This is a genomic window from Pseudomonas sp. MF5691, assembly GCF_016405645.1.
Classification (GTDB): domain Bacteria; phylum Pseudomonadota; class Gammaproteobacteria; order Pseudomonadales; family Pseudomonadaceae; genus Aquipseudomonas; species Aquipseudomonas shahriarae.
The window spans coordinates 1-26,496 of sequence record NZ_JAEKDC010000021.1 but is presented as its reverse complement, the minus strand read 5'-3'; the positions used below and the strand labels follow the sequence as shown (position 1 = coordinate 26,496).

Here is a 26,496-nt window from a genome sequence, read left to right as displayed (position 1 = left end):
CTTACTCCAGGAACAGGCTGGCGGGTTGTTCGAGCAGGCCACGGATGGCCTGGATGAATTGCGCCGCGTCCATGCCATCGACCACCCGGTGATCGAAGGAGCTGGAGAGGTTCATCATCTTGCGGATCACGATCTGCCCCTTGATCACCATTGGTCGCTCGACGATGCGGTTGACGCCGACAATCGCCACTTCCGGCAGGTTCAGCACCGGGGTGCTGACAATTCCGCCCAACGCGCCGAGGCTGGTCAGGGTGATGGTCGAGCCCGACAGTTCGTCACGGCTGGCCTTGCCATTGCGCGCGGCGTTGGCCAGGCGGGTGATTTCTTCGGCGGTGCCCCACAGGCTGCGTGCCTCGGCGTGACGCACCACGGGCACCATCAGGCCGACATCGCTCTGGGTGGCGACGCCCACATGCACCGCGCCAAGGCGGGTGATGACTTGGGCTTCGTCGTCATAACGCGCGTTGATCTGCGGGAAATCGCGCAAGGCCACAACCATCGCGCGCACCAGGAATGGCAATAACGTCAGCTTGCCGCGGCTGGCGCCGTGTTTTTCATTGAGGTGTACGCGCAAGTCGTCGAGGGCCGTCACGTCGATCTCTTCGACGTAGCTGAAATGTGCGGCGCGGCGCGTGGCGTCCTGCATGCGCTGGGCGATCTTGCGGCGTATGCCGATCACCGGGATCTGCTCTTCGTCGTTACGCTCGGCATACGGGTTGGCGCCGGCCGAGGCGCGGGTGCTGCCCTGTTGCAGATAGGCGTCGAGGTCTTCATGCAGAATACGCCCGGCCGGGCCCGAGCCCTGGACCAGGCGTAGCTGGATCCCGGCGTCCAGCGCATGCTTGCGCACGGCGGGCGAGGCCAGCGGGCGCTCATTGGCGTCGCGGGCCACCGGTGCCTGGGCGGCCACCACCGGCTTGGCGGCCGGTTTGCTTTCAACCGCAGGAGCCTTGATTTCGGCTTTTGAGGCCGGCGCGGCTTCTTCAACCACCGCCGACAACGCCGACTCCCGGGTATTGCCCGCGCCTTCGACTTCAATGCTGATCAGGATACTGCCCACGGCCATGACTTCACCCGGCTCGCCGCCCAGCGATATCACCTTGCCATGGACCGGCGAGGGAATATCCACCATCGCCTTGTCGGTCATCACATCCGCTAGCACCTGGTCTTCCACGACCATATCGCCGACCTTGACGTGCCATACCGACAACTCAACCTCTGCGATGCCTTCGCCAATGTCCGGCATCTTGATAACGTGCGTGCCCATTCAGACCTCCATGACCCGTTGCAAAGCCGCGCCCACACGGGTCGGGCCAGGGAAATACGCCCACTCTTGCGCGTGGGGGTAGGGGGTGTCCCAGCCGGTCACACGCTCGATAGGCGCTTCCAGGTAGTGGAAGCAGTGTTCTTGCACCAACGACACCAGCTCGGCACCAAAACCGCAGGTCCGGGTGGCTTCATGCACCACCACGCAACGGCCGGTCTTTTTCACCGACTTGACGATGGTTTCCAGGTCCAGCGGCCACAGGCTGCGCAGGTCGATGACTTCGGCGTCGATGCCGGTTTCTTCGGCGGCCACTTGCGACACGTACACGGTGGTGCCGTAAGTCAGCACCGTGACGGCCGAGCCTGGACGCACGATGGCAGCCACATCCAGCGGCACCGTGTAGTAGCCGTCCGGCACCTGGGCTTGCGGGTGTTTGGACCACGGGGTCACCGGGCGGTCGTGGTGGCCGTCGAACGGGCCGTTGTACAGGCGCTTGGGCTCGAGGAAGATCACCGGGTCATCGTTTTCGATGGAGGCGATCAGCAGGCCCTTGGCGTCATAGGGGTTGGACGGCATCACCGTGCGCAGGCCGCAGACCTGGGTGAATACCGCTTCGATACTCTGGCTGTGGGTCTGGCCGCCGTAGATGCCGCCGCCGCAGGGCATGCGCATGGTCAGCGGTGCAGTGAACTGGCCGGCCGAGCGATAACGCAGGCGCGCCGCTTCCGAGATGATCTGGTCGGTGGCCGGGTACACGTAGTCGGCGAACTGAATCTCGGCCACCGGGCGCAGGCCATAGGCACCCATGCCCACGGCCACGCCGATGATGCCGCTTTCGGAGATCGGCGCATCAAACACCCGCGAGGTGCCGTACTTGCTCTGCAAGCCTTCGGTGCAACGGAACACGCCGCCGAAGTAACCGACGTCCTGGCCGAATACCACCACATTGTCGTCGCGCTCAAGCATCACATCCATGGCCGAGCGCAGGGCCTGGATCATGGTCATGGTGGTCGTGGTCATGGCGGTTTCCAGCTCGATTTTATTGTTGTGATCGTTCATGTCAGATCCCCAACTCTTGACGCTGGCGCTTCAAGTGCTCCGGCATCTCTTTATAAACGTCTTCGAACATGCTCGCGGCGCTTGGAATCTGGCCACCGGCCAGGGTGCCGTACTGTTCGGCTTCTTTCTGCGCGCTGATCACTTCGGCCTCCAGCTGCGCACTGACCGTGGCGTGTTCCTCTTCGGACCACTGGCCAATCTTGATCAGGTGCTGCTTGAGGCGGGCAATCGGGTCGCCCAGCGGGAAGTGGCTCCAGTCGTCGGCAGGCCGGTACTTGGAGGGATCATCGGAGGTGGAGTGCGGGCCGGCGCGGTAGGTGACCCATTCGATCAGGGTCGGGCCGAGGTTGCGGCGTGCGCGTTCGGCGGCCCAGGCAGAGGCGGCGTACACCGCGATAAAGTCGTTGCCGTCCACCCGCAGGGAGGCGATGCCACAACCCACGCCGCGTCCGGCGAAGGTGGTGGCTTCACCACCGGCGATGGCCTGGAAGGTGGAGATCGCCCACTGGTTGTTGACCACGTTGAGAATCACCGGCGCGCGGTACACGTGGGCGAAGGTCAGGGCGGTGTGGAAGTCCGATTCGGCGGTGGCACCATCGCCGATCCATGCCGAGGCAATCTTGGTATCGCCCTTGATCGCCGAGGCCATGCCCCAGCCCACGCCCTGTACGAACTGGGTGGCGAGGTTGCCGGAAATGGAGAAGAAACCGAAGTCTTTTACCGAGTACATGATCGGCAACTGGCGGCCCTTGAGCGGATCGCGCTCGTTGGACAGCAGTTGGCAGATCAGGTCTACCAGCGGCACTTCACGGGCCATCAGGATGCTTTGCTGGCGGTAGGTGGGGAAGCACATGTCGTCGATGTTCAAGGCCAGGGCCTGGGCGCTGCCGATGGCTTCTTCGCCAAGGCTTTGCATATAGAACGACATCTTTTTCTGACGCTGGGCGACCACCATGCGGTTGTCGAAGATCCGCGTCTTGAGCATGGCACGCATGCCGCGGCGCAAAATGTCTACCGGGACACCTTCGGTCCATGGGCCCAGGGCCTGGCCCTGGTCGTCGAGCACGCGGATCAGGCCCTTGGCCAGGTCGGCGGTGTCGGCGGCTTCTACGTCAATTGCGGGTTTGCGCACCGTACCCGCATCGGTCAGATGCAGGTAGGTAAAGTCGGTCTTGCAACCTGGACGGCCAGAAGGCTCGGGAACGTGCAGGCGCAGCGGTTCGTATTGCTGGGTCATGGCTTTCTACGCTCGATCTTGTGAATTTCTTGTAGTGGGCGCGCTTAGCTGACAGTCAGTCCCCGGGTAGGAGAAATCTTGTCCTACAACAATCATAGGCCGGGGCGTGGAGAATATTTATCTCTGTTTGGTTGCGCCTGAGATCATTTGAGGATAAAAAATCTGCATAAACATAATAAACAGGTGGTTTTGTCTCATGCGCAAGCTGGACCGTATTGATATCGGGATTCTCAACAGCCTTCAGGAGAATGCCCGCATCACCAACGCCGACCTCGCACGTTCGGTCAACCTGTCGCCCACGCCGTGTTTCAACCGGGTCAAGGCGATGGAAGAATTGGGCTTGATCCGTGACCAGGTCACGCTGCTGGACGCCGATTTGCTGGGGCTGCACGTCAATGTGTTTATCCACGTCAGCCTGGAAAAGCAGAACGAGGAAGCCCTGCAGCAATTCGAGGGGGCGATTTCCGACCGGCCGGAGGTGATGGAGTGCTACCTGATGGCCGGCGACCCGGACTACCTGATCCGGGTGCTGGTGCCGACCATCCAGTCGCTGGAACGCTTTATGATGGATTTTCTGACCAAGGTGCCGGGTGTGGCGAACATCCGCTCGAGCTTTGCACTCAAGCAGGTGCGCTACAAGACCGCGCTGCCGCTGCCGGCCAATGGTTTGAACCTAGGCAGCTGACTTATTCATAACGGTAGTCAAGTTGCTCAAGGTCCAGGGTCTGCCTGACGGTCCAGCGCTCTGGCCAGGGTGCCGGTTCGTTTGGCGGGTTGAACACCAGGCTTGAGTCCAGCACGCCGTTGGGGGCGTCAGCCCTGGGCTGGAACGGCTCGCTGATCGGATGCTGCTGGCGCCACTGCTCCCACAGAAAGTCCAGATGGCAATGGTGCAGGAAAAACAGCGGGTCATTGGAAGAGGAGGCGGTGGTCATATCGCCGCCGATCCAGGCATGAACCCTGTTGTGCAATCGGTCTTCACTGACATTTTCCCAACCGCCGGAGGCTTCAGCCACGGGGACTTGCCAGTACGGGGTGCGCGCCAACGTTGAAATCACTTCCAGGGGGCCTGGCAAGGGCTGCTCGGGATTTGCCCCCAGGTCGCGACGCAGACCCTGATCACCCGAATTGTCGTCCCACACCTTGAGTTCGAATGCGCCGTTGAACACGGAAAATGGGCCGGTGGTGACACGTTGGTTTTGCATGTTGTCGCCGTTGCCCCCCATGAAATCGGCGGTGAAGGGGTTGCTGCGACCCTCTAGCTGCCAATCCCAATAGGGCAGGGTGATAGACGGATCATTTGCGGCGGTTTTGAGCGCCAGTTCGAACTGCCGAATCAGGATCCGGTGCCAGGGATAGAACAGCGGGCTTTGGTGGGGGTTGGGGACCAGTGGGTTGGGCCCGCCCATAGAGTTGCGATGGATCTGCACGAAATCGTCATAGCGGCTCTGCAGGCCGGGGCGCAGGACACTTGGAACGTCGTTCTTGAGCCGCAGAATGGCGGTGACAAAGGCTCGTTTCTGCTCCCCGGTCAGGTCGCGGTGGTTGCGTCGGATGTCCATGTTTCAGATGCTCCATAGAATGTGGGTTCCTGGAGTATCCGTGGGGGAGGCAGCGGAATGTGGTGTATAGATCTTCCTCTCGTAACGTCGGTAATACGCAATTGTTTCTATTCATACGAGGCGATGTGACTGATAGCGATCATCTGGAAGTGTCTGGTGAGCAAGCCATTATTATAAAAAACGCTTGTCCTTATGGGCAGTAAGGTATCTGCTAAGCTCATGTCTTATTCGGAAGAGCGAGTCATAGAGAATGAGAAACTAGTCCATCTGGCTATTTAAGGCTCTAAGGGTGCTCGCCCGTCTGTTATCGTCGCGGCGTATTCTTGGTCTACTTGACTTATATGAGTAGTTAGCTAAGTAGTGGTTTGCGTGATTTTTTGTTTGTCGGCTCCATAAAACAACGATAGGCCTACATTTTTTTCACAGAACGCTCCACACACTGATGCCATCGAGGCTGTAAAAGTCCTTGAGCCAGTAAGCCTAGGGGAATTGCCATGTCAATGAGATCCATAAGATTGAACTCCCGTACCACCCTGTGTTTTGGCGTGGTGTGCCTGTTGCTTTTAATACAAGGCGCGATGACCCTGGTGAAAGTTGACAAAGTCTATTCGTCCACTGTGCAAATAGAAACTAACTGGCTACCCAGCATTCGTCAGGCTGGAAAGATGGAAAGTACGTTATTGAAACTTCGCTTGGAGTTGCGCAGGTTTGCACTGGATGCTAATCGGCTAAGTTCAACTTCGGTCGCTGCTGTTAAAGAGGCGAGTAGTGCGCTGGTTAAAGTAACCAATGAGTATGCTTCGTTTGTATCCAGTCCCGAAGAAAAGAATAAATATGATCAAGTCATACGGGATATACAGGCCTATAACCTGAAAGTTGATGAGTTGCTGGCCATGGACAGTTCACATTCGGCTGCTGACTTGAGTGTGTTTTTTAGAGATTACACCAGCCCTCTGGCCGTTAAGCTGCAGTCCATGATTGGGGAATTGTTGGCTATCAACGAAACGGGTGGGCAGGCCGCAGTGGCCACTGCGGCCCATGAATATGATGCTGCCCGATTGTTCACATTGATCCTGATGTTAGCTTCGGTGCTGTTGACCATTGTGGTCGCCCGACTGTTCACCAAAAGTATCATCACGCCGGTTGGCGAACTGTTGGCCGCGACGGCGAAGATTGCCCAGGGAGACTTGCGTGTCGCCATCCAGATCAGCGGCAAGGACGAACTGACCGACCTGCAACAGTCCACTGCAGCCATGCAGATGAGTTTGAAAAGTACTTTGCAGCATATATCCGAAGCATCCGGACAACTGGCATCGGCTGCTGAAGAGAGGAGTTCGATCACCAAGGAGTCCAGTGCCGGTATTGAACGACAAAGTATGGAGACCGATCAGGCCGCCACGGCGGTCAATGAGATGACTGCCGCGGTAGAAGAAGTGGCGCGTAATGCGGTGTCGGCCTCCCAGTCGACACAGGACTCCCAACGCTCGGCAAAAGTCGGCCAGGAGCGGGTGACCCAGACCATCGCATCGATTGAAAAATTGAGCGCCACCGTCCAGCAAACCGGGGTCGAAGTAGAGGGGCTGGCCAAACAGGCCCAGGACATTGCAAGGGTGGTGGAAGTCATCCGCTCCATTGCCGAGCAAACCAACCTGCTGGCCCTGAATGCGGCCATCGAAGCGGCCCGGGCCGGCGAGCAGGGGCGCGGCTTTGCGGTGGTGGCCGACGAGGTCAGGGCGTTGGCCCATAGAACGCAGACCTCGACCCAGGAAATCGAGCAGATGATCGCGAAGATCCAGAGCTGTTCCAGTGAGGCGGTGCTCTCGATGGGGCTGAACCGAACTGAAGCCGTGGATTCGTTGAAAATCGCCCATGAAGCGGGTGCGGCCATTACTCAAATCACCCACGCGATCGAGGATATCAACGAGCGAAACCTGCTGATCGCCACCGCGTCGGAAGAGCAGGCCCATGTCGCACGCTCTGTCGACCAGAACCTCATCAGCATTCGTGACCTGTCTATCCAGAGCTCGTCGGCCGCCAGTCAAACCTCGATCGCCAGTAATGAACTGTCGAAGCTGGCGATTGATCTCAAACAGATTGTTTCGAGGTTCTCCGTGAACTGAGTCGAGTCGGGCAGGTTGTTTGATCTTGAACTGTGAGGTAATGCCTATGTTGAAATGCATTCCTACTTCGCAAGTCAGGTTGGGTATGTACGTCCAGAAGCTCAACGGCGCCTGGACTGACCATGGTTTTTGGAAAAACAGTTTTTTGCTGACCCGTCTGCAAGACCTGCAGCGTTTGCGTCAGTCACAGGTGCAGAGCCTCTGGATTGATACCGAGAAGGGGGACGACGTGCTGCCGGACGAGCTGCCGCGTTCGCCAGCTGTTACCTTAACGGTCGCTGCACTGGCGCAATCTGCGGTGCCCCCGCGTGTTGATATGAAGGTCGAGGTGGCGCGTGCCGTCAAGGTGTGCGCGCGGGCCAAGAGTGCCGTCGTCGAAATGTTCAGTGACTTGCGCATGGGGGGCGCGATCGACCCTACTCGCGTGGTTAGCCTGGTGGATGAAATTTCCCAGTCGATTTTGCGCCACCCCCATGCCTTGATCAGCCTGGCCCGGTTGAAGCGGGCCGATGAATACACCTACATGCATTCGGTCGCGGTCAGTGGCTTGATGATCGCGTTGGCCAGGCAGTTGGGGCTGTCGCCGGCATTGGTCCAGGAGGCAGGGCTGGCAGGGTTGTTCCATGACGTGGGGAAAATGGCCATCCCGGAGGGCATTTTAAGCAAGGCCGGCAAGCTGACTGAGGCGGAGTTCGAGATTGTGCGCAGCCACCCCCAGGAGGGGGTGAACATGTTGCGCAACAGCCCGCATATCAGCGCCCTGGTATTGGATGTGTGCTTGCATCACCATGAAAAGTGCAACGGCGAGGGTTATCCCCACGGCCTGCGCCAGGATCAGATCAGCTTGTTTGCACACATGGGCGCGGTGTGTGATGTGTACGATGCGGTGACCTCAGAGCGGCCTTATAAACAAGGCTGGGGGCCGGCCGATGCCATTCAGAAAATGGCCGAGTGGAAAGGCCATTTCGATGAGCGGGTGTTCCAGGCGTTTGTCCGGTGCATGGGGATTTACCCGGTGGGCGCCTTGGTGCGCCTGGAGAGCGGGCGTATCGGTGTGGTGATTGAGCAAAGCCAGAAGTCGTTGCTCACGCCACGGGTCAAAGTGTTCTTTTCGGCGCGCTCCCGCTTGCCCATTATCCAGGTGGTGGTGAACCTGGCCGAGCAGCGCGACAAGATTGTCGGTCGCGAGAGCATCGAGGACTGGGGCTTCAAGCATATCGACGAGCTTTGGTCAGGCTTGCCCAAGCCCAAGGGCTCTTACTTCAGTTGAGCCCGATGTGCCGTGTCACAGCTGGTTGATCGGGATTTTCAGGTACACCACGCCATTGTCTTCCGCCGGCGGCATATTCCCCGCTCGTACATTCACCTGGATCGCCGGCAGCAACAGCGTCGGCATGCCCAGCCCGGCATCACGGGTGGTGCGCATTTGCACAAATGCCGCTTCATCCACCCCGTCATGCACATGGATATTGCTCGCTCGCTGTTCAGCCACGCTGGTCAGGCATTTGGCCTCGCGGCCCTCGGGTGGATAGTCATGGCACACGTATAGCGGGGTGTCGCCGGGGAAGGCCAGCAACTTGCGCATCGAGGCATACAACTGGCGCGCATCGCCGCCAGGGAAGTCACAGCGGGCGGTGCCCACGTCGGGCATGAACAGGGTGTCGCCCACCAGGATCAACTGGTCGTCGATCAGGTAGGCCATGTCTGCCGGGGTATGGCCGGGCACGTGCAGGGCCTGGGCCTTGAGGTTGCCGATGTGGAACACCTCGTCGGGGGCGAACAGATGGTCGAACTGCGAACCGTCAACGCGAAACGCCGGCTCCAGGTTGAACAGGTGCTTGAACACGCCCTGCACCTGGCTGATGGACTGGCCAATGGCGATTTTGCCGCCCAAGACACGGCGCAGGTACGGCGCGGCGGACAGATGGTCGGCGTGGGCGTGGGTTTCCAGCAGCCATTGCACCTGCAAGCCATGGGCCTGGACGAACGCCACGACGTGGTCGGCCTGGCGCGTGTCGGTGCGTCCGGACGCGGGGTCGTAGTTGAGCACCGAGTCGACAATGGCACAGGGTCCACCGTCCGCTTCATAGACGATGTAGGTCCAGGTCGACGAGGCCTCGTCCAGGAAGGGTTGAATCAGCGCAGGCATGACGGTTGTCCCTGATGGCTAAAAAAAGGCGTGATATTCACTTTATGTTTAAACATAATGTTTTGAGCTTAAGTGAGAGAAAGGACCGAAGCAAATGGAATCCAGTCTGAGTGAAGGTGAAGTCGCCCAGTTGCGTGCGTCTGCGTCCAAGGCCTGTACCTTGCTCAAGGCCCTGGCCAATGAGGACCGGCTACTGATCCTCTGCCAGTTGACCCAGGGCGAGCGCAATGTGGGTGAGCTGGAAACCATGACCGGCGTGCGCCAGCCGACGTTGTCCCAGCAACTGGGGATCCTGCGCGACGAAGGGCTGGTGGCGACCCGTCGTGAAGGCAAGTACATCTTTTACGGGTTGGCCAGCCACGAAGTGATTCAAGTGATGAAAACCCTCTCCGGGCTGTACTGCGGGGCGGTGATAAAAAGCTGGGCGTGACGCCATACGGCAACGACCCTTGTGTGCATTGTTGAAATAAGAAAGGCCAGGACTATGAACGACCAACACTGGGGACCGACCATCAGTGGCGACATCGTGGTCATCGGCGGCGGCTCGGCAGGCATCGGCCTGCTGGCCAGCCTGCTCAAGCGCGACCCGCAGCTCAATATCATCCTGATTGAACCCAGCGCCGAACATTACTACCAACCCGCCTGGACCCTGGTGGGCGGCGGCGCCCATGACATCCGCAAGACCATGCGCCCCATGGCCCGGGTATTGCCCGACGGCGTGACCTGGGTGCAGGCGGCGGTCAGTCAGTTGCTGCCCGACGAGCAGGCCCTGGTGCTCGACAGCGGCCAGCGTGTGACCTGGAATAACCTCATCGTCTGCCCCGGCCTGCGCCTGGCCTGGGAGAAAATCCAAGGCCTGGAGCAGACCCTGGGCCACAACGGCGTTACGTCCAACTACAGCTACCAGCACGCGCCCTACACCTGGCAACTGGTGCAGCAGCTCAAGGGCGGCAAGGCGATCTTTACCCAGCCAGCCATGCCGATCAAATGCGCGGGTGCGCCGCAAAAGGCCATGTACCTGTCTTGCGATCATTGGCTCAAGCAAGGTGAGCTGAACACGATCGACGTCGAATTCAACCTGGCCGGCGCCGCGCTGTTTGGCGTGGCAACCTTTGTGCCGCCGTTGATGAACTATGTCGAGAAATATGGCGTGCAGTTGGCCTTCAATTCCAACCTGATCAAGGTCGATGGCCCGGCGCGCAAGGCCTGGTTCGAGGTCAAGGACGCCGAAGGCAATGTCAGCGTCGAAGAAAAATCCTTCGACATGCTGCACGTCGTCCCGCCGCAAGTGGCCCCGGACTTTATCCGCCACAGCCCACTGGCCGACGCCGCTGGCTGGTGCGAGGTCGACCCCCACAGCCTGCAACAGGTGCGTTACCCGCACATCTTCGCCCTGGGCGATGTGTGCTCCACCAGCAATGCCAAGACGGCGGCGGCGGTGCGCAAGCAAATCGTGGTGGTCGCCGAGAACTTGCTGGCCCTGCGCAGACAGGCGCCATTGCCGCTCAAGTACGACGGTTATGGCTCCTGCCCGTTGACGGTGGAGAAGGGCAAGGTGGTGCTGGCCGAGTTCGGTTATGGCGGCCGGCTGCTGCCGACCTTTCCCCTCGACCCGACGGTGGCGCGGCGCTCGGCGTGGTTTTTGAAGGCGACGCTGCTGCCGTGGTTCTACTGGAACGGCATGCTCAAGGGCCGCGAATGGCTGACCCGTCTGGCCAAGGTGGAGTGAGAGAACCCTATGCTGCTGGCAAGTTTTTTTGGCGTGTTCATGGGGCTGGTGATGGGCCTGACCGGGGCCGGGGGCGGGATCCTGGGGGTGCCGGCGTTGGTGCTGGGGCTGGGCTTGACCATGACCCAAGCGGCCCCGGTGTCATTGTTCGCCGTGGGGGCGGCGGCGGCGGTGGGGGCGATTGATGGCTTGCGCCATGGCCTGGTGCGGTACCGCGCGGCGTTGCTGATTGCCTTGCTTGGCGCCCTGTTTTCGCCGCTGGGGGTGTTCTTCGCCCATCAGTTGCCGGACAAGATCCTGATGGGCCTGTTCAGCGCGCTGATGGTGCTGGTGGCGTGGCGCATGTTGCGGCGCGAAAAGCTCGAGGCCGGCCCCAGCGACCATGGCGCCGCGTCCTGGGGGCAGAAGAACTGCATGCTCGATCAGCAGACCGGGCGGTTTTCCTGGACCGCCAAATGCACCGCGACCCTGGCCGCCCTCGGTGCGGTGACCGGTGCGGTATCGGGCCTGCTGGGGGTGGGCGGCGGTTTTCTGATCGTGCCGGCGTTCAAGCAACTGACCGATGTGCAGATGCGCGGGATTGTCGCCACCTCGCTGATGGTGATCAGCCTGATTTCGCTGATTGGTGTGGTCGGCGCGTTCCATGCCGGGGTGGTGATCGACACCCTCGGCTGGGTGTTTATTGGTGCCAGCATCGTCGGCATGCTCATCGGCCGGCGCCTGGGCTCGCTGATTCCGGCGCGGGCCTTGCAAATCGGCTTTGCCAGCCTGTGTATCGTGGTGGCAGGCGGGATGTTGTTCAACGCCCTTTGACCCCAACCCCGCGCCTACCGGTGTAAGCCTTAAGTGGCGGGCCCTCGGCGCCCTCCAAAGCACCGCGCATTTCCCTCCAAGGCAGCGTTTAACCGCGCTGCCTGGCTTTCGATAATCGCCTCCGACACCCAGACCCCCGTCGCGGAGCGCGCCATGCATAACAATAAGAACTTCCCCCGTCGTTTGTTGCCAGCCTTTATCGCCAGCCTCGGTTTGAGCTCGGTGGCCCAGGCCGAGATCGTGCTGTACGACAAGGACCAAACCACCTTCTCCACCGATGGCTACGTCAACGCCTTCTACGTCAACAGCGATGTGGACCGTGCCGGCGAGCAATACGACCGGCGCCAGTCGCGGGTGAAAATGGGCTTTTTGCCCAACTACCTGGGCTTCAACATGGGCAAGCAGGTCGATGACCTCAAGCTCGGCGCCCGTGCCTCGTTCTGGGTGACCATCAACGACAGTGAAACCAACGGCACCGACACCGCCATCGACGTGCGCCAGTTCTACGGCACCGTGGCCAACCCCGAGTGGGGTGAAGTGCTGATCGGCAAGGACTTCGGCCTGTTCGCCCGTTCCAACATCCTGCTCGACGAACTGCTCGCCGGCTATGGCCAGGTCAGCGACAGCCTGGGCCTGGTGGACGGCGGCGGGGTATCGTTCGGCAATATCGGCAGTGGCTACCCATACCCGTTCCCCACCTCGCAAATCACCTACCGCACCCCGGTAATGGACGGCCTGCGGGTGGCCGTGGGCATCATGGACCCGGTCGACACCAACGACAGCAGCCCGTTGGGCAAGGCCTACCAGAAGAACCCGCGTACCGAGAGCGAGATCACCTACCAGTTCGACGTGGGCGGGGCGAAGATCTACAGCTGGCTCAACGGCAGCTACCAGACCTCGGACAACACCGACTCCAGCGTCGAATCGGTGACCTCCAAGGGCCTGGGGTATGGGGTGCAGGCGAAGATGGGCGGCTTGTCGCTCACCGGCTCCGGCTTCCAGGCCAAGGGCCTCAACCCGTTCTTCACCAACAACGCCGGGGAGGCCACCTTGCGTAATGTCGACAGCAATGGCTACCTGCTGCAGGGCTCCTACAAACTGGGCAAGAACCGCCTGGCGCTGTCCTACGGCAAGACCAAGGACGACGGCAACGGCGTGGTCGGCAGCGGCGCCGACTACGAAACCCGGGGCATTGCCCTGTTCCATGACATCAACGACAACCTGAAGCTGGTGGCCGAGTACAACCAGTTCGAGATCAACGGCCACGACACCAGTGCGCAGAATGAAGACACCGATACCTTTGCCGTAGGCGCGGTGCTGACCTGGTAATGACCTGGAACACGCTCAAACGTGTGGGAGCCAGCTTGCCTGCGATGCTTGCGACTCGGTGGGTCAGTTACACCGCGGTGATGCAATCGCAGGCAAGCCAGCTCCCACACAAAGCCAGTTCCCACAGAGATTCATCTGTTGCCCGGTGGCTCTCATCCCATCGAAGCCCCGACCCAGTACCCAAGTAGCATAGGTCGCCACCCCGCGCGTTCGTACACTTGAGCTTCAACGGGGAGATGACCATGCAACAGGTGCACAGCGAAGGCGTAGTCACAGCCATGTCCCAGGCCAGCGATGCGCAGCAGGTGGCCGATGAGCTGGCGTGCCAGTTGTTGCACCCGTACCTGGGGTTCGTGCTGTTCTTCTGCTCTGCCACCTATGACCTGCAGGCCCTCGGCCAGGCCCTGCAACACAGTTTCGGTGGTGTCCGCGTGGTGGGTTGTACCAGCGCCGGCGAGATCACGCCCCAGGGTTACGGGCGCAATTGCGTGACGGCGGTGGGGTTTGACCATGCGCACTTTTCCATTGCCACCGAACTGATCGACCAGGTCGAGCACTTCAGCCTGATCGACGCGCAACAAATGGTCGAACGCCTGGTGGGTGGCTGTCGCAGTAACACCCTGGCCCCGATCAAGGGCAACAGCTTTGCCTTGACCCTGCTCGACGGCCTGTCCAGCCGCGAAGAAATGGTCCTCGCCGCCCTGAGCGCAGCGCTCGGCGATATCCCGCATTTCGGCGGTTCGGCCGGCGATGACAACCACCTGACCCACACCCACGTGTATTTTGACGGCGCCTTCCACAGCGGTGCGGCTGTCGTGGTGCTGGTCAATACCTGGCTGGATTTCGAGGTGTTCACCACCCACCATATCCTGCCCTTGGCACACAAACTGGTGGTGACAGGCGCGGACAGCGCGTCGCGGCGGGTCTTTGAGTTGAATGCCGAACCTGCCGCCGAGGAGTACGCACGGCATATCGGCGTGGCCGTTGCACAGTTGGATCACCGGATCTTCGCCGCCCATCCGTTGGCGGTGCGTATCAACGAGCAGTACTACGTGCGGGCGATCCAGCAGGTCCACGATGACTTGAGCCTGAGTTTCTACTGCGCGGTGGAAAACGGCATCGTCCTCACCGCCATGACCCCGGGGCCGATCCTGCCCAACCTGCAGACCCTGTTCGACGGCCTGCAAGCGCGTCTCGGCGACCTGCTACTGACCATCGGCTGCGACTGTTTCCTGCGGCGCCTGGAGCTCGAGGAGCACGGCACCCTGGAGCCGATCGGCGCCTTTTTGCGCGAGCAACGGGTGATGGGGTTCAACACCTACGGAGAACAGTTCAATGGCATGCACATCAACCAGACCTTTACCGGGGTCGCCATTGCCCGTGGTCGAAGCTCTGGACAGCGCTGAACTGCACGCGCAGATCCGCGCCCTGCAGCAGGACAATCGTAAGCTGGCGCGGATCAACGCCGCGCTGATCGAGCGCGTCGAGTCCGGCGCGACTCGTGGCAACGACCCTTATGCGGCGTTCCAGCATTCGGTGGTGCTGGCCGAGCAGGTGCGCGAACGTACCGACGCCCTCAACCAGGCGATGGCCGAACTCAAGGCCAGCAACCATCTGCTGCGCGATGCGCGGCTGCGCGCGGAAACCGCCCACCAGCATTTGATTGATGCCATCGAGAGCATTTCCGATGCCTTTGTGCTGTTCGACCAGCACCAACATATTGTGTTGTTCAACAGCCGCTTCCAGGGGTTCTGGAGCAACAGCCCGGTGCAGATTGTCGCGGGCATGGGCCTGCGTGAGGTCAAACGGCTGATGACGGTCAACGGCCTGTTCACCGAAGAGGCCCACGGGCACGCTGATGAAACCCTGTTTTACCGTCTGGATAACGGCCGTTGGCTGCAAGTCAGCGAGCGGCCGACCCAGGACGGTGGGCGGGTGATTCTGTTTACCGACATCACTGACGTCAAACTGGCGGAAACCCTGCGCCGTGAACAGGCCGTCGCGCAGAAATCCCAGGAAAGCGAACGCTGGATCCGCCTGATCACCGACCATGTGCCGGCGTTGATTGCCTACCTCAATGCCGATCTGGTCTACGAGTTCACCAACAAGGTCTACGAGCAATGGTATTGCTGGGCGCAGGGCGCGATGCTCGGCAAAAGCCTGCGCCAGGCCCACAGCGAACAGCATTACCAGCGCCTGGAAGCCTACGTGGCGCAGGCGCTGGCGGGGGAGAGCGTGACCTTCGAGTTCGCCGAAACCAATATCAACCATCAGGAGCGCTACATGCTGCGTTCCTATGTGCCCAACCGCCTGGCCAGTGGCGAGGTGGTGGGGATCTTTGTGCTGATCCGCGACATCACCGAACGCCGGCGCACCGCCGAGGCCCTGCACCAGGCTTATCAGAACCTGGAACTGCGAGTGCGCGAGCGCACCGCCGAACTGACTTCGCTCAACGACCAACTGCTGCAGGAAATCGACGAGCGCCGCCGCGTGGAGTCGCGCCTGCGCGAAGCCAAGCTGGAAGCCGAGCAGGCCAACCTGTCGAAAACCAAGTTTCTGGCGGCGGTCAGCCATGACCTGCTGCAACCGCTGAATGCCGCTCGCTTGTTTACCGGGGCCTTGCTGGAGCGGCGTGACCCGGTGGCCAACGAGACCCTGGTGCGCAACGTCAGCAATTCCCTGGAAGACGTGGAAAACCTGCTGGGCACCCTGGTGGATATTTCCAAGCTCGACGCCGGGGTGATCAAGGCCGATATCGCACCGTTTGCCTTGAGCGAACTGCTGGACAACCTCGCCGCCGAATACACCCAAGTGGCGCGCAGCGAAGGCTTGCAGCTGCACTTTATTGGCTGCTCGGCCCTGGTGCGCAGCGATATCCAGTTGCTCGCCAGAATCTTGCGCAACCTGTTGAGCAATGCCATCCGCTACACCTACGGCGGGCGCGTGGTGCTGGGTTGTCGGCGTGAGCATCAGCGGTTGTCGATCCAGGTCTGGGACACCGGCATGGGCATCGCCGAGGAGCGCCTGGAGGAGATTTTCCAGGAGTTCAAGCGCGGCGATGTGCAACGCCCGGACCAGGATCGTGGGTTGGGCCTGGGGTTGGCGATTGTGGAAAAAATCGCGCGGATCCTCGGGCACCGGATCAGTGTGCGCTCCTGGCCGGGACGGGGCTCGATGTTCAGTGTGGAGGTGCCGTTGAGCAGCACCGCACCCAGGGTCTTGCCTATGCCGGTGATGAGTGAGCCGATGCTGGAGCGTTTGCAGGGCGCCCGGGTGTGGGTGCTGGATAACGACGCGGCGATCTGTGCCGGTATGCGTACCTTGCTCGAAGGCTGGGGCTGCCAGGTGATTACCGCCTTGTCCGAACAGGACCTGGCACGCCAGGTGGACAACTACCATGCCCAGGCGGACTTGCTGATTGCTGATTACCACCTGGATGACGAACAGAACGGCGTGGACGCGGTGGCCAGGATCAATGCGCGGCGGGCCAGCGCCATTCCGGCGATGATGATCACCGCCAATTACAGCAACGAACTGAAACTGCAAATCCGCGAGCTGGGGCATACCCTGATGCACAAGCCGGTGCGGCCGATGAAACTCAAGACTGCCATGAGCCACCTCTTGGGCCGTCCCTGACATGCCCTCGATCAAAATGTGGGAGCGGGCTTGCCCGCGATAGCGGTGGGTCAGGCAAATAAATGCTGAATGACACACCGTTATCGTGGCGTAGGTATCTACACAGGTCTTTTCTGGGGTTGTGTACATATCCGTTGCTGCGGTCATGGCCACTTAGGGTTCCGCCCTTACGGCGGCTCACTTTTGGAAAAGAGCCCCAAAAGTAACCAAAAGGGCTTTTGCCCCACCACTCGGCACCTCGCCTAGGCTCGGTGTGCCCGTCATCCGACATTGATTTGGGGGGCCGCCGCGATGGGCCATCCATGGCCCAGCGCGGCTAACCCGGCGTCCTGCCGGGTTACCCCCCAAATCAAAATCGGATGACGGCCAGCGTGGTTTAACGGGGCGCCTCAGATCAAGATCAAGATCAAAAGCAAAGCGAGGCGGCCTGGTAGCCGATCTGATCGTTGAGGCGTGCGCTCCCACATTTGATCTCAGTTGTAAGGAAAATCAGCGCCGCAGGTAGGAGCCGAAGTCGATATCTCCAGCGCTAAGGATCGCCTGCACCCGGTTATGTACGTTCAACTTGCGCAGAATCGCCGACACGTGGGCCTTCACCGTGGTCTCGGCAATTTCCAGGGTGTAGGCAATCTGCTTGTTCGACTCGCCCTTGGTCATCCGCTCCAACACCAGCAACTGCTTGCGTGTAAGGGCCTGCAGCAGTTCCGGGGCGAAGGCCGGGTTGTCGTGCATGCGCCGCTGGCCGGGGTTTTTCTGGGTGCGGATGATGTCGGGCGGCAGGTACACGTTGCCATTGAGGATCTGCTGGATCGCTTCGGTCATCTGCGCCCGTGGCGAGGATTTAGTGATAAAGCCCACCGCGCCATAGGTGATGGCTTGCAGCACGATCTGCTTGTCCTGTTCGGCCGAGACGATCACCACCGGTATGGTCGGCGCTTCGTTGCGCAGGTTGATCAGGCCGTTGAGGCCGTGCATGCCGGGCATGTTCAGGTCCAGCAGGATCAGGTCGAGGTCGTCGTGCTCCTGGGTCAGGGCCAGGGCGCTGTCCAGGTCGGCAGTTTCCATCACTGCGCTGCCGGCAAAACCGTCGCTGATGACGTTATGGATCGCTTCGCGAAACAGCGGGTGATCGTCGGCAATCAGAATTTTATACATGGCCGTTCACCTTTTTATTGTGATGTTTCAGGGGGCAAGCTCAAAGGGCTCTGGGTGTGCCGCGGCGACGGGCAGCTTGGCGGCCTCCCACGCGTCCAGGCCATCGCGATACCAATACACAGTGTTATAGCCCAAGGCTTTGGCCCGTTTTACCGCGTTCCAACTCAACCAGCAATCGGCGCGGCAGTAGAACACCAAGGGGTGGGCAAGGTGACCGTCGGTGTAGGTGTACAGGTGGCGGGCAAAGTAGCTCTGCCACTCGGGCGTCAGCTCGCCATCGCCGGTATTGGCCAGCCAATGGCTGCCGGGCAGGTTGGCGTGGGGCAGGTCTTCGATGAACTGGCCGTGCAGCCATTGCCGGCGGTAAACGTCGATCAGCACCGGGCGCGGTTGTTGCGCCAGCAGGGTTTGCAGGGCCTGGGTATCGACGATGGTCGCGCCCGGCAGGTGTTCGGGGGTGGGGCTGCGATAGAGGTTGATGCGGTAGCCGTCGCGGGAAAACAGCGCGGTTGGCGGCTGGGCAGCAGCCAGCAGCGGGGTCAGCGACAGCACGGCAGCCAGAGTCAGTCGGGCGGGCAGCATGGCAGGTACGATCCTTATAGTTATGCGCCTATTACATGCCAGTCGCGCTGCCTTGGGAATGCGACGATAGACAGTAAAACCAGTACCAAAGTAGTAAATCAGCCGGCGCTTGAGGGCTCTAGCATGAAAGTACCGGTCATCCTCAGGAGTTGTACGATCATGCGAATTCTCAAGGCGCTGCTCTTGCCGTTTTTGCTGATTGTCAGCCTGATCGGCGTGGACAAGCTCCACGGCCCGCGACCGGCGCCGCTGCTGGTGATGCCGGCGCATGCCTCATGAATATCCTGTTGGTAGACAAGCACGCCGTGGTGCGCCTGGGTTACAGCAGCCTATTGCGGGCGCTGCTACCGGGCGTGGAAGTGCGCGAGGCGGGCACTGGCGAGGAGGCGCTGGCGCGGGTGCAGGAGGCGGTGCCGAACCTGGTGATCACCGGTTTTGGCCTGCCGGGCATCAGCGGCCTGGAGACCACTCGCCGCCTGCGCCAGCGCCTGCCGCAATTGCGCGTGCTGTTTTTCAGCCAGCATCAGGAGCTGCCCCTGGTACGCCAGGCCCTGGAGGCCGGTGCGTCGGGCTATATCACCAAGGGCGCGACGCCTGCGGTGATGAATGAAGCGGTGCAGCGCATTCTCGACGGCCACACCTATATCGAACAGGCCCTGGCCACCGAGCTGGCCTACCACCCGGTCGATCATCGCCTGCAGGGCATGACGGCCCGTGAGCTGGAGATTTTCCTGATGCTGGCCAAGGGCACACCTACCCGGGCCATTGCCGATCAACTGAGTATCAGCAGCAAGACCGTGTCCAATCACCTGACCTTGCTCAAGAGCAAATTGCAGGTCAGCTCCCATGCGGAGCTGGTGCATGTGGGGATTGATATGGGCGTGGTGCGGGCGGCGGGATAAGTCGCTCCTCTGCAGGAGCCGGCAAGCCCGCGCCTGCAAAAGTTAACGGTCCCAGGTGGTGGGGCAATCCTTGCAGCCCTCCATATTCGCGTCCTGGAAGTTTGCATAGTGCTGGCGGGTGCCGGTGAGGGTGGCCTGTTCCAGGTTGCTTTCACCGAACTTGGCCTCTTGCAGGTTGGCGTCGCTCAGGTCCGCACCTTGCAGGTCGGCTTTGCTCAGCCAGGTCATTTCCAGGTCCGCTGCACGCAGGTTGGCCTTGTGCAGCTTGGCCCCCGACAACCGCGCAAATTGCAGGTAAGCCGCGCTGAGGTTGGCGTTTTCAAATTGCGCGCCCTGGGCAAACATGCCCCAGCCTTGCACGGCCATCAAAGTGGCCCCGCTGAAATCTGCCAGGCGCAGGTTGGCTTGCTGCAGGCTGGCGCGGGTCAGGTTGGCGCCTTGCAGTTGGGCTTTTTCCAGGTTGGCCAGGTCGAGGTTCGCGTGGCGCAGGTCGGCCTCGCGCAGATCGGCCCCGGCCAGGTTCATTTTGCTCAAGTCCTGGTTGCGCAGGTTGGCGCCCTTGAGGTTGGCGCCGGGGCATTGGCTGTGGGGGGCGAGGGTGCAGCCGTTGATGACCAGGGGTTGGTCGTCGCCGTCGTCGGCGTAGGCCAGGGGGAGGGAGAGCAGGAGTAGCAGGGGCAGGTAGTTCATGGCAGGGACCTCGTGGTGGCCGTTGGGGCGCGGAGCGCCCTGGGAGGCATTCCCACGCAGAGCGTGGGAACGATCATCAACGGGGGGTTATTTTTGCGCGGTTTTGTTATCCCAACTCGGGATTTTGAACACCCAGAACGACCCGCCCTGTGCCACCGGTTTGGTCAGCTCGGCCATGTCGCCGCCCCACAACGGCACGGCGCCGCCGTAGCCAACGGTCACGCCGATGTATTGCTCGCCATCCTGTTCCCAGGTGATCGGTGGGGAGACGATGCCGCTGCCGGTCTGGAACTTCCACAGCTCCTTGCCGGTTTTTGCGTCGAAGGCTTTGAAGAAACCGTCGCCGGTGCCGGTGAACACCAGGTTGCCCTTGGTCGCCAGCACGCCGGCCCACAATGGCAGGGCCTCCTTGTGCTCCCACACCACCTTGCCGGTGGTCGGGTTCATCGCGCGCAGGGTGCCGACGTGGTCGTCATACATGCGCTTGATACGGAAGCCCATGCCCAGGTACGCCGAGCCCTTCTTGTAGTTGACCTCTTCGGTCCAGTATTCCTCTTTCCACTGGTTGCCGGGGATGTAGAACAGGCCGGTGTCCTGGCTGTAGGCCATGGGGTTCCAGTTCTTGCCACCGAGGAACGGCGGCGAGACTTCCACCGGCTTGCCCTTGGTTTCACCCGGCAGCGGCTTGGCCGGACGCTGGCCTTCGTTTTCCACGGGGCGGCCGGTCTTCAGGTCGATATGACTGGCCCAGGTGATGTTGTCGACGAACGGGAAGGCGTTCTGCAGCTTGCCGTTGTTACGGTCCACCACGTAGAAGAAGCCGTTGCGGTCAGCGTGGCCGGTGGCCTTGACCACTTTGCCGTCCTTGTCCTTGTAGTCGAACAGTACCAGCTCGTTGTTGCCGGAGAAGTCCCAGGCATCGTTTGGCGTGTGCTGGTAGAACCACTTCACTTCGCCGGTGCTTGGGTCGACACCCACTTGGCCGGAGGTATAGAGGCTGTCGAAGTCGTGAGGGTTGCCATCCTTGGAAGTACGCGCCCAGGTGTTCCACGGGCCGGGGTTGCCGGCGCCGACGATGATGGTGTTGGTCTCGGCATCGAAACTGGCGCTCTGCCAAGGGGCACCGCCGCCGTGGCTCCAGGCCTCGACCTTGCCGGTTTCGGTGGTCGGATCATCCGGCCAGGATGGTGCTTTCACATCGCCGGTGGTGGTGCTGTCCTTGCCATTCAGGCGGCCCATGTGGCCTTCGACGAACGGGCGCATCCACACTTCTTCGCCGGTGTCCGGGTCGCGGGCAAACAATTGGCCGACCACGCCGAATTCATCGCCGGAGCTGCCGTGGATCAGCAGGACCTTGCCGGTGATCTTGTCTTTGATCAGCACCGGGGCGCCGGTCATGGTGTAGCCGGCGGCGTGGTCGCCGAATTTCTTGTTCCACACCACTTTGCCGGTGTTTTTATCGAGGGCGATCAGGCGCGCATCGAGGGTGCCGAAGTAGATCTTGTCGCCAAAAATCGCGGCCCCGCGGTTGACCACGTCACAGCACGGGCGGATGTTGTCGGGCAGGCGGTGGTTGTAGGTCCACAGGCGCTTGCCGGTCTTGGCGTCGAGGGCGAACACCCGGGAGTAGGAGCCGGTGACATACACCACGCCGTCGTTGACGATGGCCTGGGACTCCTGGCCGCGCTGCTTCTCGTCACCGAACGAGTACGACCAGGCCGGGGTGAGCTTGAACACGTTCTTGTCGTTGACCTGGGCCAGGGGGCTCCAGCGCTGGGCGTTGGTGCCCATGCCGTATTGCAGCACGTCCTTGGTGGTCAGGTGGTCGTTGGCAATGTCTTCCCAGGTGACGTTGCGCGTCTGCTTTGCAGGTTCGGCAGCGGCGAAGCTCGCCGCACTCAAGGACAGGCTGCCGACCAGCAGGAAAGCCTGCACGGCAAGGCTCAGCGGCGAGAGGGCGGGTAGCGATCTTATTGTCATGGTTGCAGTTCCCAGTGGAGGTTTTGGCCTGCACAGGTTGCTGGCTGGACGGTGCCCGCGGATACGGAAAATATCCCGGTGTGGCCGGGACAATTTCCCGAACCGCATCTGATTTAGCAGGGGCCCGCAAGCCTTACTACGAAGGGAGTAGAGCCCGGCCACCAAAGCAGCATACGGGCCCTGGCGAGGCGTTCCTATGATGGTTGCCATAGCCTCTGTAGAGAGGTTTTGCGTGCAATCCTGAGGGGACAATAATGACAACAAAACGCAACGCCTTGCTGGTTGCCGGCCTGTTGGCCGGGGTGATCGGTGCAGGCTCCGTCTGGGCTCACGGCAACGTGACGCCAACTGCCGTGGAAACCCAAGGCCTGACCCCGATCAAGGACGCCGGCGTACCGCTGGATGCCGATGGCTGGGCGGCGGTGAACCCGTATCGCCAGTCGCCGGAACACGCCAAGGCCGTCGAAGTGGGGGCCTCGGCCTATAACCAGAACTGCGCCGCGTGCCACGGTCTGGAAGCCAAGTCCGGGGGGATCGCCCCCGACCTGCGCATGCTCGATGAGGGCGATGCCGGGGACGAATGGTTCGTCGAACGGGTGCGCCACGGCGCGGTGCGCGATGGTCGGGTGTACATGCCGAAAATGGCCGACTACTTGAGCCAGGAAGCCTTGTGGGCGGTACGCACTTATCTTGATAGCGTGCACGTCGAGGAGTAAGCCATGGGCTGGCGCGCACGTTGGCTGTTGGCTTGCTGGTTGCCAGTGGCCGCCTACGGGATGGACCCCGGCAAAGACCCGGTGCCATCGGTGATGTGGAGCTATTTCCACCAGCAGTTCCTCGGCAATGCGCCGTTTGTCTTTGATGAACGGGTCAAGTTGCTGGCGCCGCCATTTGCCGAAGATGCGCGGCAGGTGCCCCTGGAAATCGACGCTCGCGCCTTCAAGGGCCAGGTGGTGAAAATCATCGCCTGGGCCGAACTCAATCCACTGCCGAAAATCGTCGACTTCCAGCCGGGCGAGGGCGTGTTGCCGTGGTTGGCGATCCGCGTCCGGATCGAGCAGGCCACGCCGTTGCGCGCCGCCGTGTTGACCAAGGATGGCCTGTGGCATGTGGGTTCGACCCTGATCGACGCCGCCGGCGGCGGCTGTACCGCGCCCAGCGTGGTGCGCAGCCAGCCGGGCTGGGAAGAACACCTGGGGGAAGTGTTGGGCGGTCGTTACCCCCGCGAGGATTTCAGCCGGCTGCGCCTGCAGATAGCACACCCGATGGACAATGGCATGGTCAGCGGCATCCCTGAGTTCTACATCAACCACGCCGAACTGCGCGACGCCCAGGACCGGGTGTTGGCGCGCCTGGAGCTGTTTGCGGCGGTCAGCGAGAACCCCGACCTGGCGTTTGACCTGCAAGGCGCCGGGCCGGTGCGCTTGCTGTTGCGCGATACCAGCGGTAGTGAATTCGCCGGGGCCATCCCATGAAGTGGCTATTACTGCTGTTACTCGGCCTGGGCCTGCCCGCGCTGGCCGACCTCGACTACGCCCTCAAGCCCCGGCAGATCGCCGCCGACACCTGGCTGCTGGAAGGCAGCACGGATAATTTCGCCAGGGCCAACGGCGGCAACATCGTCAATACCGGGTTTATCGTGACCCAGGCCGGGGTGGTGGTGATCGACACCGGGCCGTCCCGGCGTTACGGCGAAGCATTGCGCCAGGCGATTGCCACGGTCACCGACAAGCCGGTGATCCAGGTCTTGTTGACCCATCATCACCCCGACCATGTGCTGGGCAACCAGGCGTTCACGGATATGCCGATCGCTGCGCTGGCAGGCACCACCACGCTGCTGCGCGAACAGGGCGATGGCATGGCGGAAAACCTGTACCGCATGGTCGGCGACTGGATGCGCGGCACCGAAGTGCTGCTGCCCAGCCAGACGTTGAGCCCCGGAGTGCAGACCGTCGGCGGCCACGCTTTGCGATTGTTGAGCCTGAGCGGCCATACCGGCGCCGACCTGGCGATTTTCGACGAGACCACCGGCGTGCTGTTTGCCGGCGACCTGGTGTTTTACCAGCGCGCCCTGACCACCCCCAACACCCCGGGCCTGGCGGAATGGCTGGCGGATATCGCCACCCTGCAAGGCCTGCCCTGGAAACTGATCGTGCCCGGCCACGGCCCGGTGGCCAGCGATGCCCAACCCTTCGCACAAATGCGTGATTACCTGGGCTGGCTCGACCAGCTCATGGCCACCGGTGCTGCCAACGGCAGTGCCATGGGCGAGATGATCCGCAGCCCCATTCCCGAACGTTTTGCGGCCATCAGCCTGAGCCGCTACGAACTGATCCGCAGTGTCAGCCACCTGTATCCCCGCTATGAACGCGCTCAGATGCAACGGATAGATCAATAACAACATCCCCCGAAAGAGGCCTCATCATGATCTACGCACAACCTGGCACCCCCGGCGCCATCGTCACCTTCAAGCCGCGCTACGGTAACTTTATCGGTGGCGAGTTTGTGGCCCCGGTCAACGGTGAATACTTCACCAACACCTCGCCAGTCACTGGCGAGGTGATTGCCGAATTCCCGCGCTCCAGCGCCGCCGATATCGACAAGGCCCTGGACGCTGCGCATGCTGCCGCCGACGCCTGGGGCAAGACCTCGGCCCAGGACCGCGCCCTGGTGCTGCTGAAAATTGCCGACCGCATCGAGCAGCACCTGGAAGTGTTGGCCGTGACCGAGACCTGGGACAACGGCAAGGCCGTACGCGAGACCCTGAATGCCGACGTGCCATTGGCCGCCGACCACTTCCGTTACTTCGCCGGCTGCATCCGCGCCCAGGAAGGCGGCGCCGCCGAGATCAACGAACTGACCGCGGCCTATCATTTCCATGAGCCCCTGGGCGTGGTCGGGCAGATCATCCCGTGGAACTTTCCGTTGCTGATGGCCGCCTGGAAACTCGCCCCGGCCCTGGCCGCCGGCAACTGCATCGTGCTCAAGCCGGCCGAGCAGACGCCGCTGTCGATCATGGTGTTTGCCGAACTGATCGCCGACCTGTTGCCGGCCGGCGTGTTGAACATCGTCCAGGGTTTTGGCCGCGAAGCCGGCGAGGCCCTGGCCACCAGCAAGCGCATCGCCAAGATCGCCTTTACCGGCTCCACCCCGGTGGGTGCGCACATCATGCATGCGGCGGCCGAGAACATTATTCCGTCCACCGTCGAGCTGGGCGGCAAGTCGCCGAATATCTTCTTTGAAGACATCATGCAGGCGGAGCCGGCCTTCATCGAGAAAGCCGCCGAGGGCCTGGTGCTGGCGTTCTTCAACCAGGGCGAAGTGTGCACCTGCCCGTCGCGGGCGCTGGTGCAGGAGTCGATCTACGAGCCGTTCATGGCCGAGGTCATGAAGAAGATCGTCAAGATCAAACGCGGCAACCCGCTGGACACCGAGACCATGGTCGGCGCCCAGGCGTCCGAGCAGCAGTACGACAAGATCCTCTCGTACCTGACCATCGCCCAGGAAGAGGGCGCCGAACTGCTGGCCGGTGGCGCCGCCGAACACCTGGCGGGCGACCTGTCCAGCGGCTTTTACATCCAGCCGACCCTGCTCAAGGGCCACAACAAAATGCGCGTGTTCCAGGAAGAAATCTTCGGCCCGGTGGTGGGCGTGACCACCTTCAAGGACGAAGCCGAAGCCCTGGCGATTGCCAACGACAGCGAATTCGGCCTGGGTGCCGGGCTGTGGACCCGCGATATCAACCGCGCCTACCGCATGGGCCGGGCGATCAAGGCCGGGCGTGTGTGGACCAACTGCTATCACCTGTACCCGGCGCATGCCGCGTTTGGTGGCTACAAGAAGTCCGGGGTAGGGCGTGAGAACCACAAGATGATGCTCGATCATTACCAGCAGACCAAGAACCTGCTGGTGAGCTACGACATCAACCCGCTGGGGTTCTTCTGATCGCCTGATTGAACTGCCAGCTTCCACCCTTTGATGGGTAGGCATCAGCCGCCCTGCTTGAAATGCAATCAAGTGTGGGAGCTGGCTTGCCTGCGATAGCGGTTGTTCAGCTTGCATCATTGGCGGCTGACCTTCGGTCATCGCAGCATGAGTAGCTACACAACCCTCTTCTGGGTATGTGTACATATCCATTGCTGCGGTCACGGCCACTTAGGGTTCCGCCCTTACGTGAACTGCCCCCCGAATGTTGGACACCTGACCCCTCGGGAGGGTGTTCCATGACGAAATACAACCTAGCGCTCAAGCAATCACTGATTGAAGAGTGTCTGTCTGCCAGTAGC

At 61.4% G+C, this 26,496-nt stretch carries 23 protein-coding genes; 14 read left to right on the top strand and 9 right to left on the bottom strand.

The genetic code is table 11. The features are described 5' to 3' along the window. Window position 1: 1 nt before the first annotated feature. From JFT44_RS23145 to JFT44_RS23135, 3 genes are read right to left on the bottom strand one after another with little or no spacing between them, the layout of a single operon-like run. A complete protein-coding gene (locus JFT44_RS23145) occupies window positions 2-1,267 on the bottom strand; it encodes a dihydrolipoamide acetyltransferase family protein (RefSeq protein ID WP_120733533.1) in 1,266 nt (421 codons plus the stop codon). Beyond that, window positions 1,268-2,326 carry an alpha-ketoacid dehydrogenase subunit beta gene (locus JFT44_RS23140; RefSeq protein WP_057439417.1) on the bottom strand — a complete coding sequence of 353 codons (1,059 nt, stop codon included), beginning with the start codon at window positions 2,324-2,326 and terminating at the stop codon, window positions 1,268-1,270. Between the two features lies 1 nt (window position 2,327). Beyond that, on the bottom strand, window positions 2,328-3,563 hold the full coding sequence (locus tag JFT44_RS23135; RefSeq protein WP_198831229.1) for a 3-methyl-2-oxobutanoate dehydrogenase (2-methylpropanoyl-transferring) subunit alpha: 1,236 nt from the start codon (window positions 3,561-3,563) through the stop codon (window positions 2,328-2,330). A 196-nt stretch (window positions 3,564-3,759) separates the two neighbouring features. Here JFT44_RS23135 and bkdR point away from each other — a divergent pair, with 196 nt between their 5' ends. Beyond that, window positions 3,760-4,248 carry a Bkd operon transcriptional regulator BkdR gene (bkdR, locus tag JFT44_RS23130; RefSeq protein ID WP_057439415.1) on the top strand — a complete coding sequence of 163 codons (489 nt, stop codon included), beginning with the start codon at window positions 3,760-3,762 and terminating at the stop codon, window positions 4,246-4,248. Window position 4,249: 1 nt separating this feature from the next. On the opposite strand, the gene JFT44_RS23125 is transcribed toward bkdR, so the two are convergent. Then, window positions 4,250-5,125: a tyrosinase family protein gene (locus JFT44_RS23125; protein WP_198831228.1), complete on the bottom strand. Its 876-nt coding sequence runs from the start codon at window positions 5,123-5,125 to the stop codon at window positions 4,250-4,252. A 494-nt stretch (window positions 5,126-5,619) separates the two neighbouring features. Here JFT44_RS23125 and JFT44_RS23120 point away from each other — a divergent pair, with 494 nt between their 5' ends. Together JFT44_RS23120 and JFT44_RS23115 are read left to right on the top strand one after the other, a co-directional pair. Beyond that, window positions 5,620-7,245 carry a methyl-accepting chemotaxis protein gene (locus JFT44_RS23120; RefSeq protein WP_198831227.1) on the top strand — a complete coding sequence of 542 codons (1,626 nt, stop codon included), beginning with the start codon at window positions 5,620-5,622 and terminating at the stop codon, window positions 7,243-7,245. Window positions 7,246-7,291: 46 nt separating this feature from the next. Continuing rightward, complete coding sequence (locus JFT44_RS23115) at window positions 7,292-8,515, top strand: HD-GYP domain-containing protein (protein ID WP_198831226.1); 1,224 nt, start codon at window positions 7,292-7,294, stop codon at window positions 8,513-8,515. Window positions 8,516-8,530: 15 nt separating this feature from the next. Here JFT44_RS23115 and JFT44_RS23110 read toward each other — a convergent pair whose 3' ends face one another. Further along, window positions 8,531-9,394 carry an MBL fold metallo-hydrolase gene (locus tag JFT44_RS23110; RefSeq protein WP_198818230.1) on the bottom strand — a complete coding sequence of 288 codons (864 nt, stop codon included), beginning with the start codon at window positions 9,392-9,394 and terminating at the stop codon, window positions 8,531-8,533. Window positions 9,395-9,488: 94 nt separating this feature from the next. On the opposite strand from JFT44_RS23110, the gene JFT44_RS23105 reads away from it, so the two are divergent. The 6 genes from JFT44_RS23105 (at window position 9,489) to JFT44_RS23080 (ending at window position 16,901) form a co-directional block, all read left to right on the top strand. Next, on the top strand, window positions 9,489-9,824 hold the full coding sequence (locus tag JFT44_RS23105) for a helix-turn-helix transcriptional regulator (RefSeq protein ID WP_032860171.1): 336 nt from the start codon (window positions 9,489-9,491) through the stop codon (window positions 9,822-9,824). A gap of 54 nt (window positions 9,825-9,878) precedes the next feature. Continuing rightward, entirely contained in the window at window positions 9,879-11,123 is a 1,245-nt protein-coding gene (locus JFT44_RS23100; RefSeq protein ID WP_198831225.1) for an FAD/NAD(P)-binding oxidoreductase, read from the top strand. A gap of 9 nt (window positions 11,124-11,132) precedes the next feature. Continuing rightward, window positions 11,133-11,936, top strand: coding sequence for a sulfite exporter TauE/SafE family protein (locus JFT44_RS23095; RefSeq protein WP_057439411.1), 804 nt, complete (start codon window positions 11,133-11,135; stop codon window positions 11,934-11,936). 153 nt (window positions 11,937-12,089) lie between these two features. Then, window positions 12,090-13,265 carry a porin gene (locus JFT44_RS23090; RefSeq protein ID WP_198831224.1) on the top strand — a complete coding sequence of 392 codons (1,176 nt, stop codon included), beginning with the start codon at window positions 12,090-12,092 and terminating at the stop codon, window positions 13,263-13,265. Window positions 13,266-13,507: 242 nt separating this feature from the next. Beyond that, a complete protein-coding gene (gene nosP, locus JFT44_RS23085; protein WP_057960094.1) occupies window positions 13,508-14,671 on the top strand; it encodes a nitric oxide-sensing protein NosP in 1,164 nt (387 codons plus the stop codon). Next, a complete protein-coding gene (locus tag JFT44_RS23080) occupies window positions 14,601-16,901 on the top strand; it encodes a PAS domain-containing hybrid sensor histidine kinase/response regulator (protein ID WP_120733526.1) in 2,301 nt (766 codons plus the stop codon). The genes nosP and JFT44_RS23080 overlap by 71 nt, the downstream gene beginning before the upstream one ends. 489 nt (window positions 16,902-17,390) lie before the next feature. Here the strand turns inward: JFT44_RS23080 and JFT44_RS23075 are convergent, their stop codons facing one another. Both JFT44_RS23075 and JFT44_RS23070 read right to left on the bottom strand, forming a co-directional pair. After that, window positions 17,391-18,056, bottom strand: coding sequence for a response regulator transcription factor (locus JFT44_RS23075; RefSeq protein WP_198831223.1), 666 nt, complete (start codon window positions 18,054-18,056; stop codon window positions 17,391-17,393). 27 nt (window positions 18,057-18,083) lie between these two features. Next, window positions 18,084-18,638: a PQQ-dependent catabolism-associated CXXCW motif protein gene (locus JFT44_RS23070; protein ID WP_115128522.1), complete on the bottom strand. Its 555-nt coding sequence runs from the start codon at window positions 18,636-18,638 to the stop codon at window positions 18,084-18,086. A gap of 275 nt (window positions 18,639-18,913) precedes the next feature. Between JFT44_RS23070 and JFT44_RS23065 the strand changes: the two genes are divergently transcribed. Next, a complete protein-coding gene (locus tag JFT44_RS23065; RefSeq protein WP_057439407.1) occupies window positions 18,914-19,540 on the top strand; it encodes a response regulator transcription factor in 627 nt (208 codons plus the stop codon). 42 nt (window positions 19,541-19,582) lie between these two features. Here JFT44_RS23065 and JFT44_RS23060 read toward each other — a convergent pair whose 3' ends face one another. After that, entirely contained in the window at window positions 19,583-20,230 is a 648-nt protein-coding gene (locus tag JFT44_RS23060) for a pentapeptide repeat-containing protein (RefSeq protein WP_057960075.1), read from the bottom strand. An 87-nt stretch (window positions 20,231-20,317) separates the two neighbouring features. After that, on the bottom strand, window positions 20,318-22,210 hold the full coding sequence (gene exaA, locus JFT44_RS23055; RefSeq protein WP_198831222.1) for a quinoprotein ethanol dehydrogenase: 1,893 nt from the start codon (window positions 22,208-22,210) through the stop codon (window positions 20,318-20,320). A 254-nt stretch (window positions 22,211-22,464) separates the two neighbouring features. Between exaA and pedF the strand changes: the two genes are divergently transcribed. From pedF to JFT44_RS23035, 4 genes are read left to right on the top strand one after another with little or no spacing between them, the layout of a single operon-like run. Next, window positions 22,465-22,926 (top strand): cytochrome c-550 PedF, encoded by a 462-nt coding sequence (gene pedF / locus JFT44_RS23050; RefSeq protein WP_057439405.1) that lies wholly within the window; start codon window positions 22,465-22,467, stop codon window positions 22,924-22,926. A 3-nt stretch (window positions 22,927-22,929) separates the two neighbouring features. Continuing rightward, a complete protein-coding gene (locus JFT44_RS23045) occupies window positions 22,930-23,685 on the top strand; it encodes a quinoprotein dehydrogenase-associated SoxYZ-like carrier (RefSeq protein ID WP_120733524.1) in 756 nt (251 codons plus the stop codon). Next, window positions 23,682-24,608 (top strand): quinoprotein relay system zinc metallohydrolase 1, encoded by a 927-nt coding sequence (locus tag JFT44_RS23040; protein WP_198831221.1) that lies wholly within the window; start codon window positions 23,682-23,684, stop codon window positions 24,606-24,608. The genes JFT44_RS23045 and JFT44_RS23040 overlap by 4 nt, the downstream gene beginning before the upstream one ends. A 26-nt stretch (window positions 24,609-24,634) precedes the next feature. Beyond that, window positions 24,635-26,155, top strand: coding sequence for an aldehyde dehydrogenase family protein (locus JFT44_RS23035; RefSeq protein ID WP_169961110.1), 1,521 nt, complete (start codon window positions 24,635-24,637; stop codon window positions 26,153-26,155). Window positions 26,156-26,496: the final 341 nt, after the last annotated feature.

Bases quoted from the DNA above. Each gene is read 5' to 3' on its own strand.
- JFT44_RS23095 (WP_057439411.1), top strand. From the start codon at position 11,133: ATGCTGCTGGCAAGTTTTTTTGGCGTGTTCATGGGGCTGGTGATGGGC.
- exaA (WP_198831222.1), bottom strand. From the start codon at position 22,210: ATGACAATAAGATCGCTACCCGCCCTCTCGCCGCTGAGCCTTGCCGTG.
- JFT44_RS23100 (WP_198831225.1), top strand. From the start codon at position 9,879: ATGAACGACCAACACTGGGGACCGACCATCAGTGGCGACATCGTGGTC.
- JFT44_RS23040 (WP_198831221.1), top strand. From the start codon at position 23,682: ATGAAGTGGCTATTACTGCTGTTACTCGGCCTGGGCCTGCCCGCGCTG.
- JFT44_RS23075 (WP_198831223.1), bottom strand. From the start codon at position 18,056: ATGTATAAAATTCTGATTGCCGACGATCACCCGCTGTTTCGCGAAGCG.
- JFT44_RS23090 (WP_198831224.1), top strand. From the start codon at position 12,090: ATGCATAACAATAAGAACTTCCCCCGTCGTTTGTTGCCAGCCTTTATC.
- JFT44_RS23060 (WP_057960075.1), bottom strand. From the start codon at position 20,230: ATGAACTACCTGCCCCTGCTACTCCTGCTCTCCCTCCCCCTGGCCTAC.
- JFT44_RS23035 (WP_169961110.1), top strand. From the start codon at position 24,635: ATGATCTACGCACAACCTGGCACCCCCGGCGCCATCGTCACCTTCAAG.
- JFT44_RS23135 (WP_198831229.1), bottom strand. From the start codon at position 3,563: ATGACCCAGCAATACGAACCGCTGCGCCTGCACGTTCCCGAGCCTTCT.
- nosP (WP_057960094.1), top strand. From the start codon at position 13,508: ATGCAACAGGTGCACAGCGAAGGCGTAGTCACAGCCATGTCCCAGGCC.
- JFT44_RS23120 (WP_198831227.1), top strand. From the start codon at position 5,620: ATGTCAATGAGATCCATAAGATTGAACTCCCGTACCACCCTGTGTTTT.
- JFT44_RS23070 (WP_115128522.1), bottom strand. From the start codon at position 18,638: ATGCTGCCCGCCCGACTGACTCTGGCTGCCGTGCTGTCGCTGACCCCG.
- JFT44_RS23080 (WP_120733526.1), top strand. From the start codon at position 14,601: ATGGCATGCACATCAACCAGACCTTTACCGGGGTCGCCATTGCCCGTG.
- JFT44_RS23110 (WP_198818230.1), bottom strand. From the start codon at position 9,394: ATGCCTGCGCTGATTCAACCCTTCCTGGACGAGGCCTCGTCGACCTGG.
- JFT44_RS23145 (WP_120733533.1), bottom strand. From the start codon at position 1,267: ATGGGCACGCACGTTATCAAGATGCCGGACATTGGCGAAGGCATCGCA.
- bkdR (WP_057439415.1), top strand. From the start codon at position 3,760: ATGCGCAAGCTGGACCGTATTGATATCGGGATTCTCAACAGCCTTCAG.
- pedF (WP_057439405.1), top strand. From the start codon at position 22,465: ATGACAACAAAACGCAACGCCTTGCTGGTTGCCGGCCTGTTGGCCGGG.
- JFT44_RS23105 (WP_032860171.1), top strand. From the start codon at position 9,489: ATGGAATCCAGTCTGAGTGAAGGTGAAGTCGCCCAGTTGCGTGCGTCT.
- JFT44_RS23065 (WP_057439407.1), top strand. From the start codon at position 18,914: ATGAATATCCTGTTGGTAGACAAGCACGCCGTGGTGCGCCTGGGTTAC.
- JFT44_RS23045 (WP_120733524.1), top strand. From the start codon at position 22,930: ATGGGCTGGCGCGCACGTTGGCTGTTGGCTTGCTGGTTGCCAGTGGCC.
- JFT44_RS23115 (WP_198831226.1), top strand. From the start codon at position 7,292: ATGTTGAAATGCATTCCTACTTCGCAAGTCAGGTTGGGTATGTACGTC.
- JFT44_RS23125 (WP_198831228.1), bottom strand. From the start codon at position 5,125: ATGGACATCCGACGCAACCACCGCGACCTGACCGGGGAGCAGAAACGA.
- JFT44_RS23140 (WP_057439417.1), bottom strand. From the start codon at position 2,326: ATGAACGATCACAACAATAAAATCGAGCTGGAAACCGCCATGACCACG.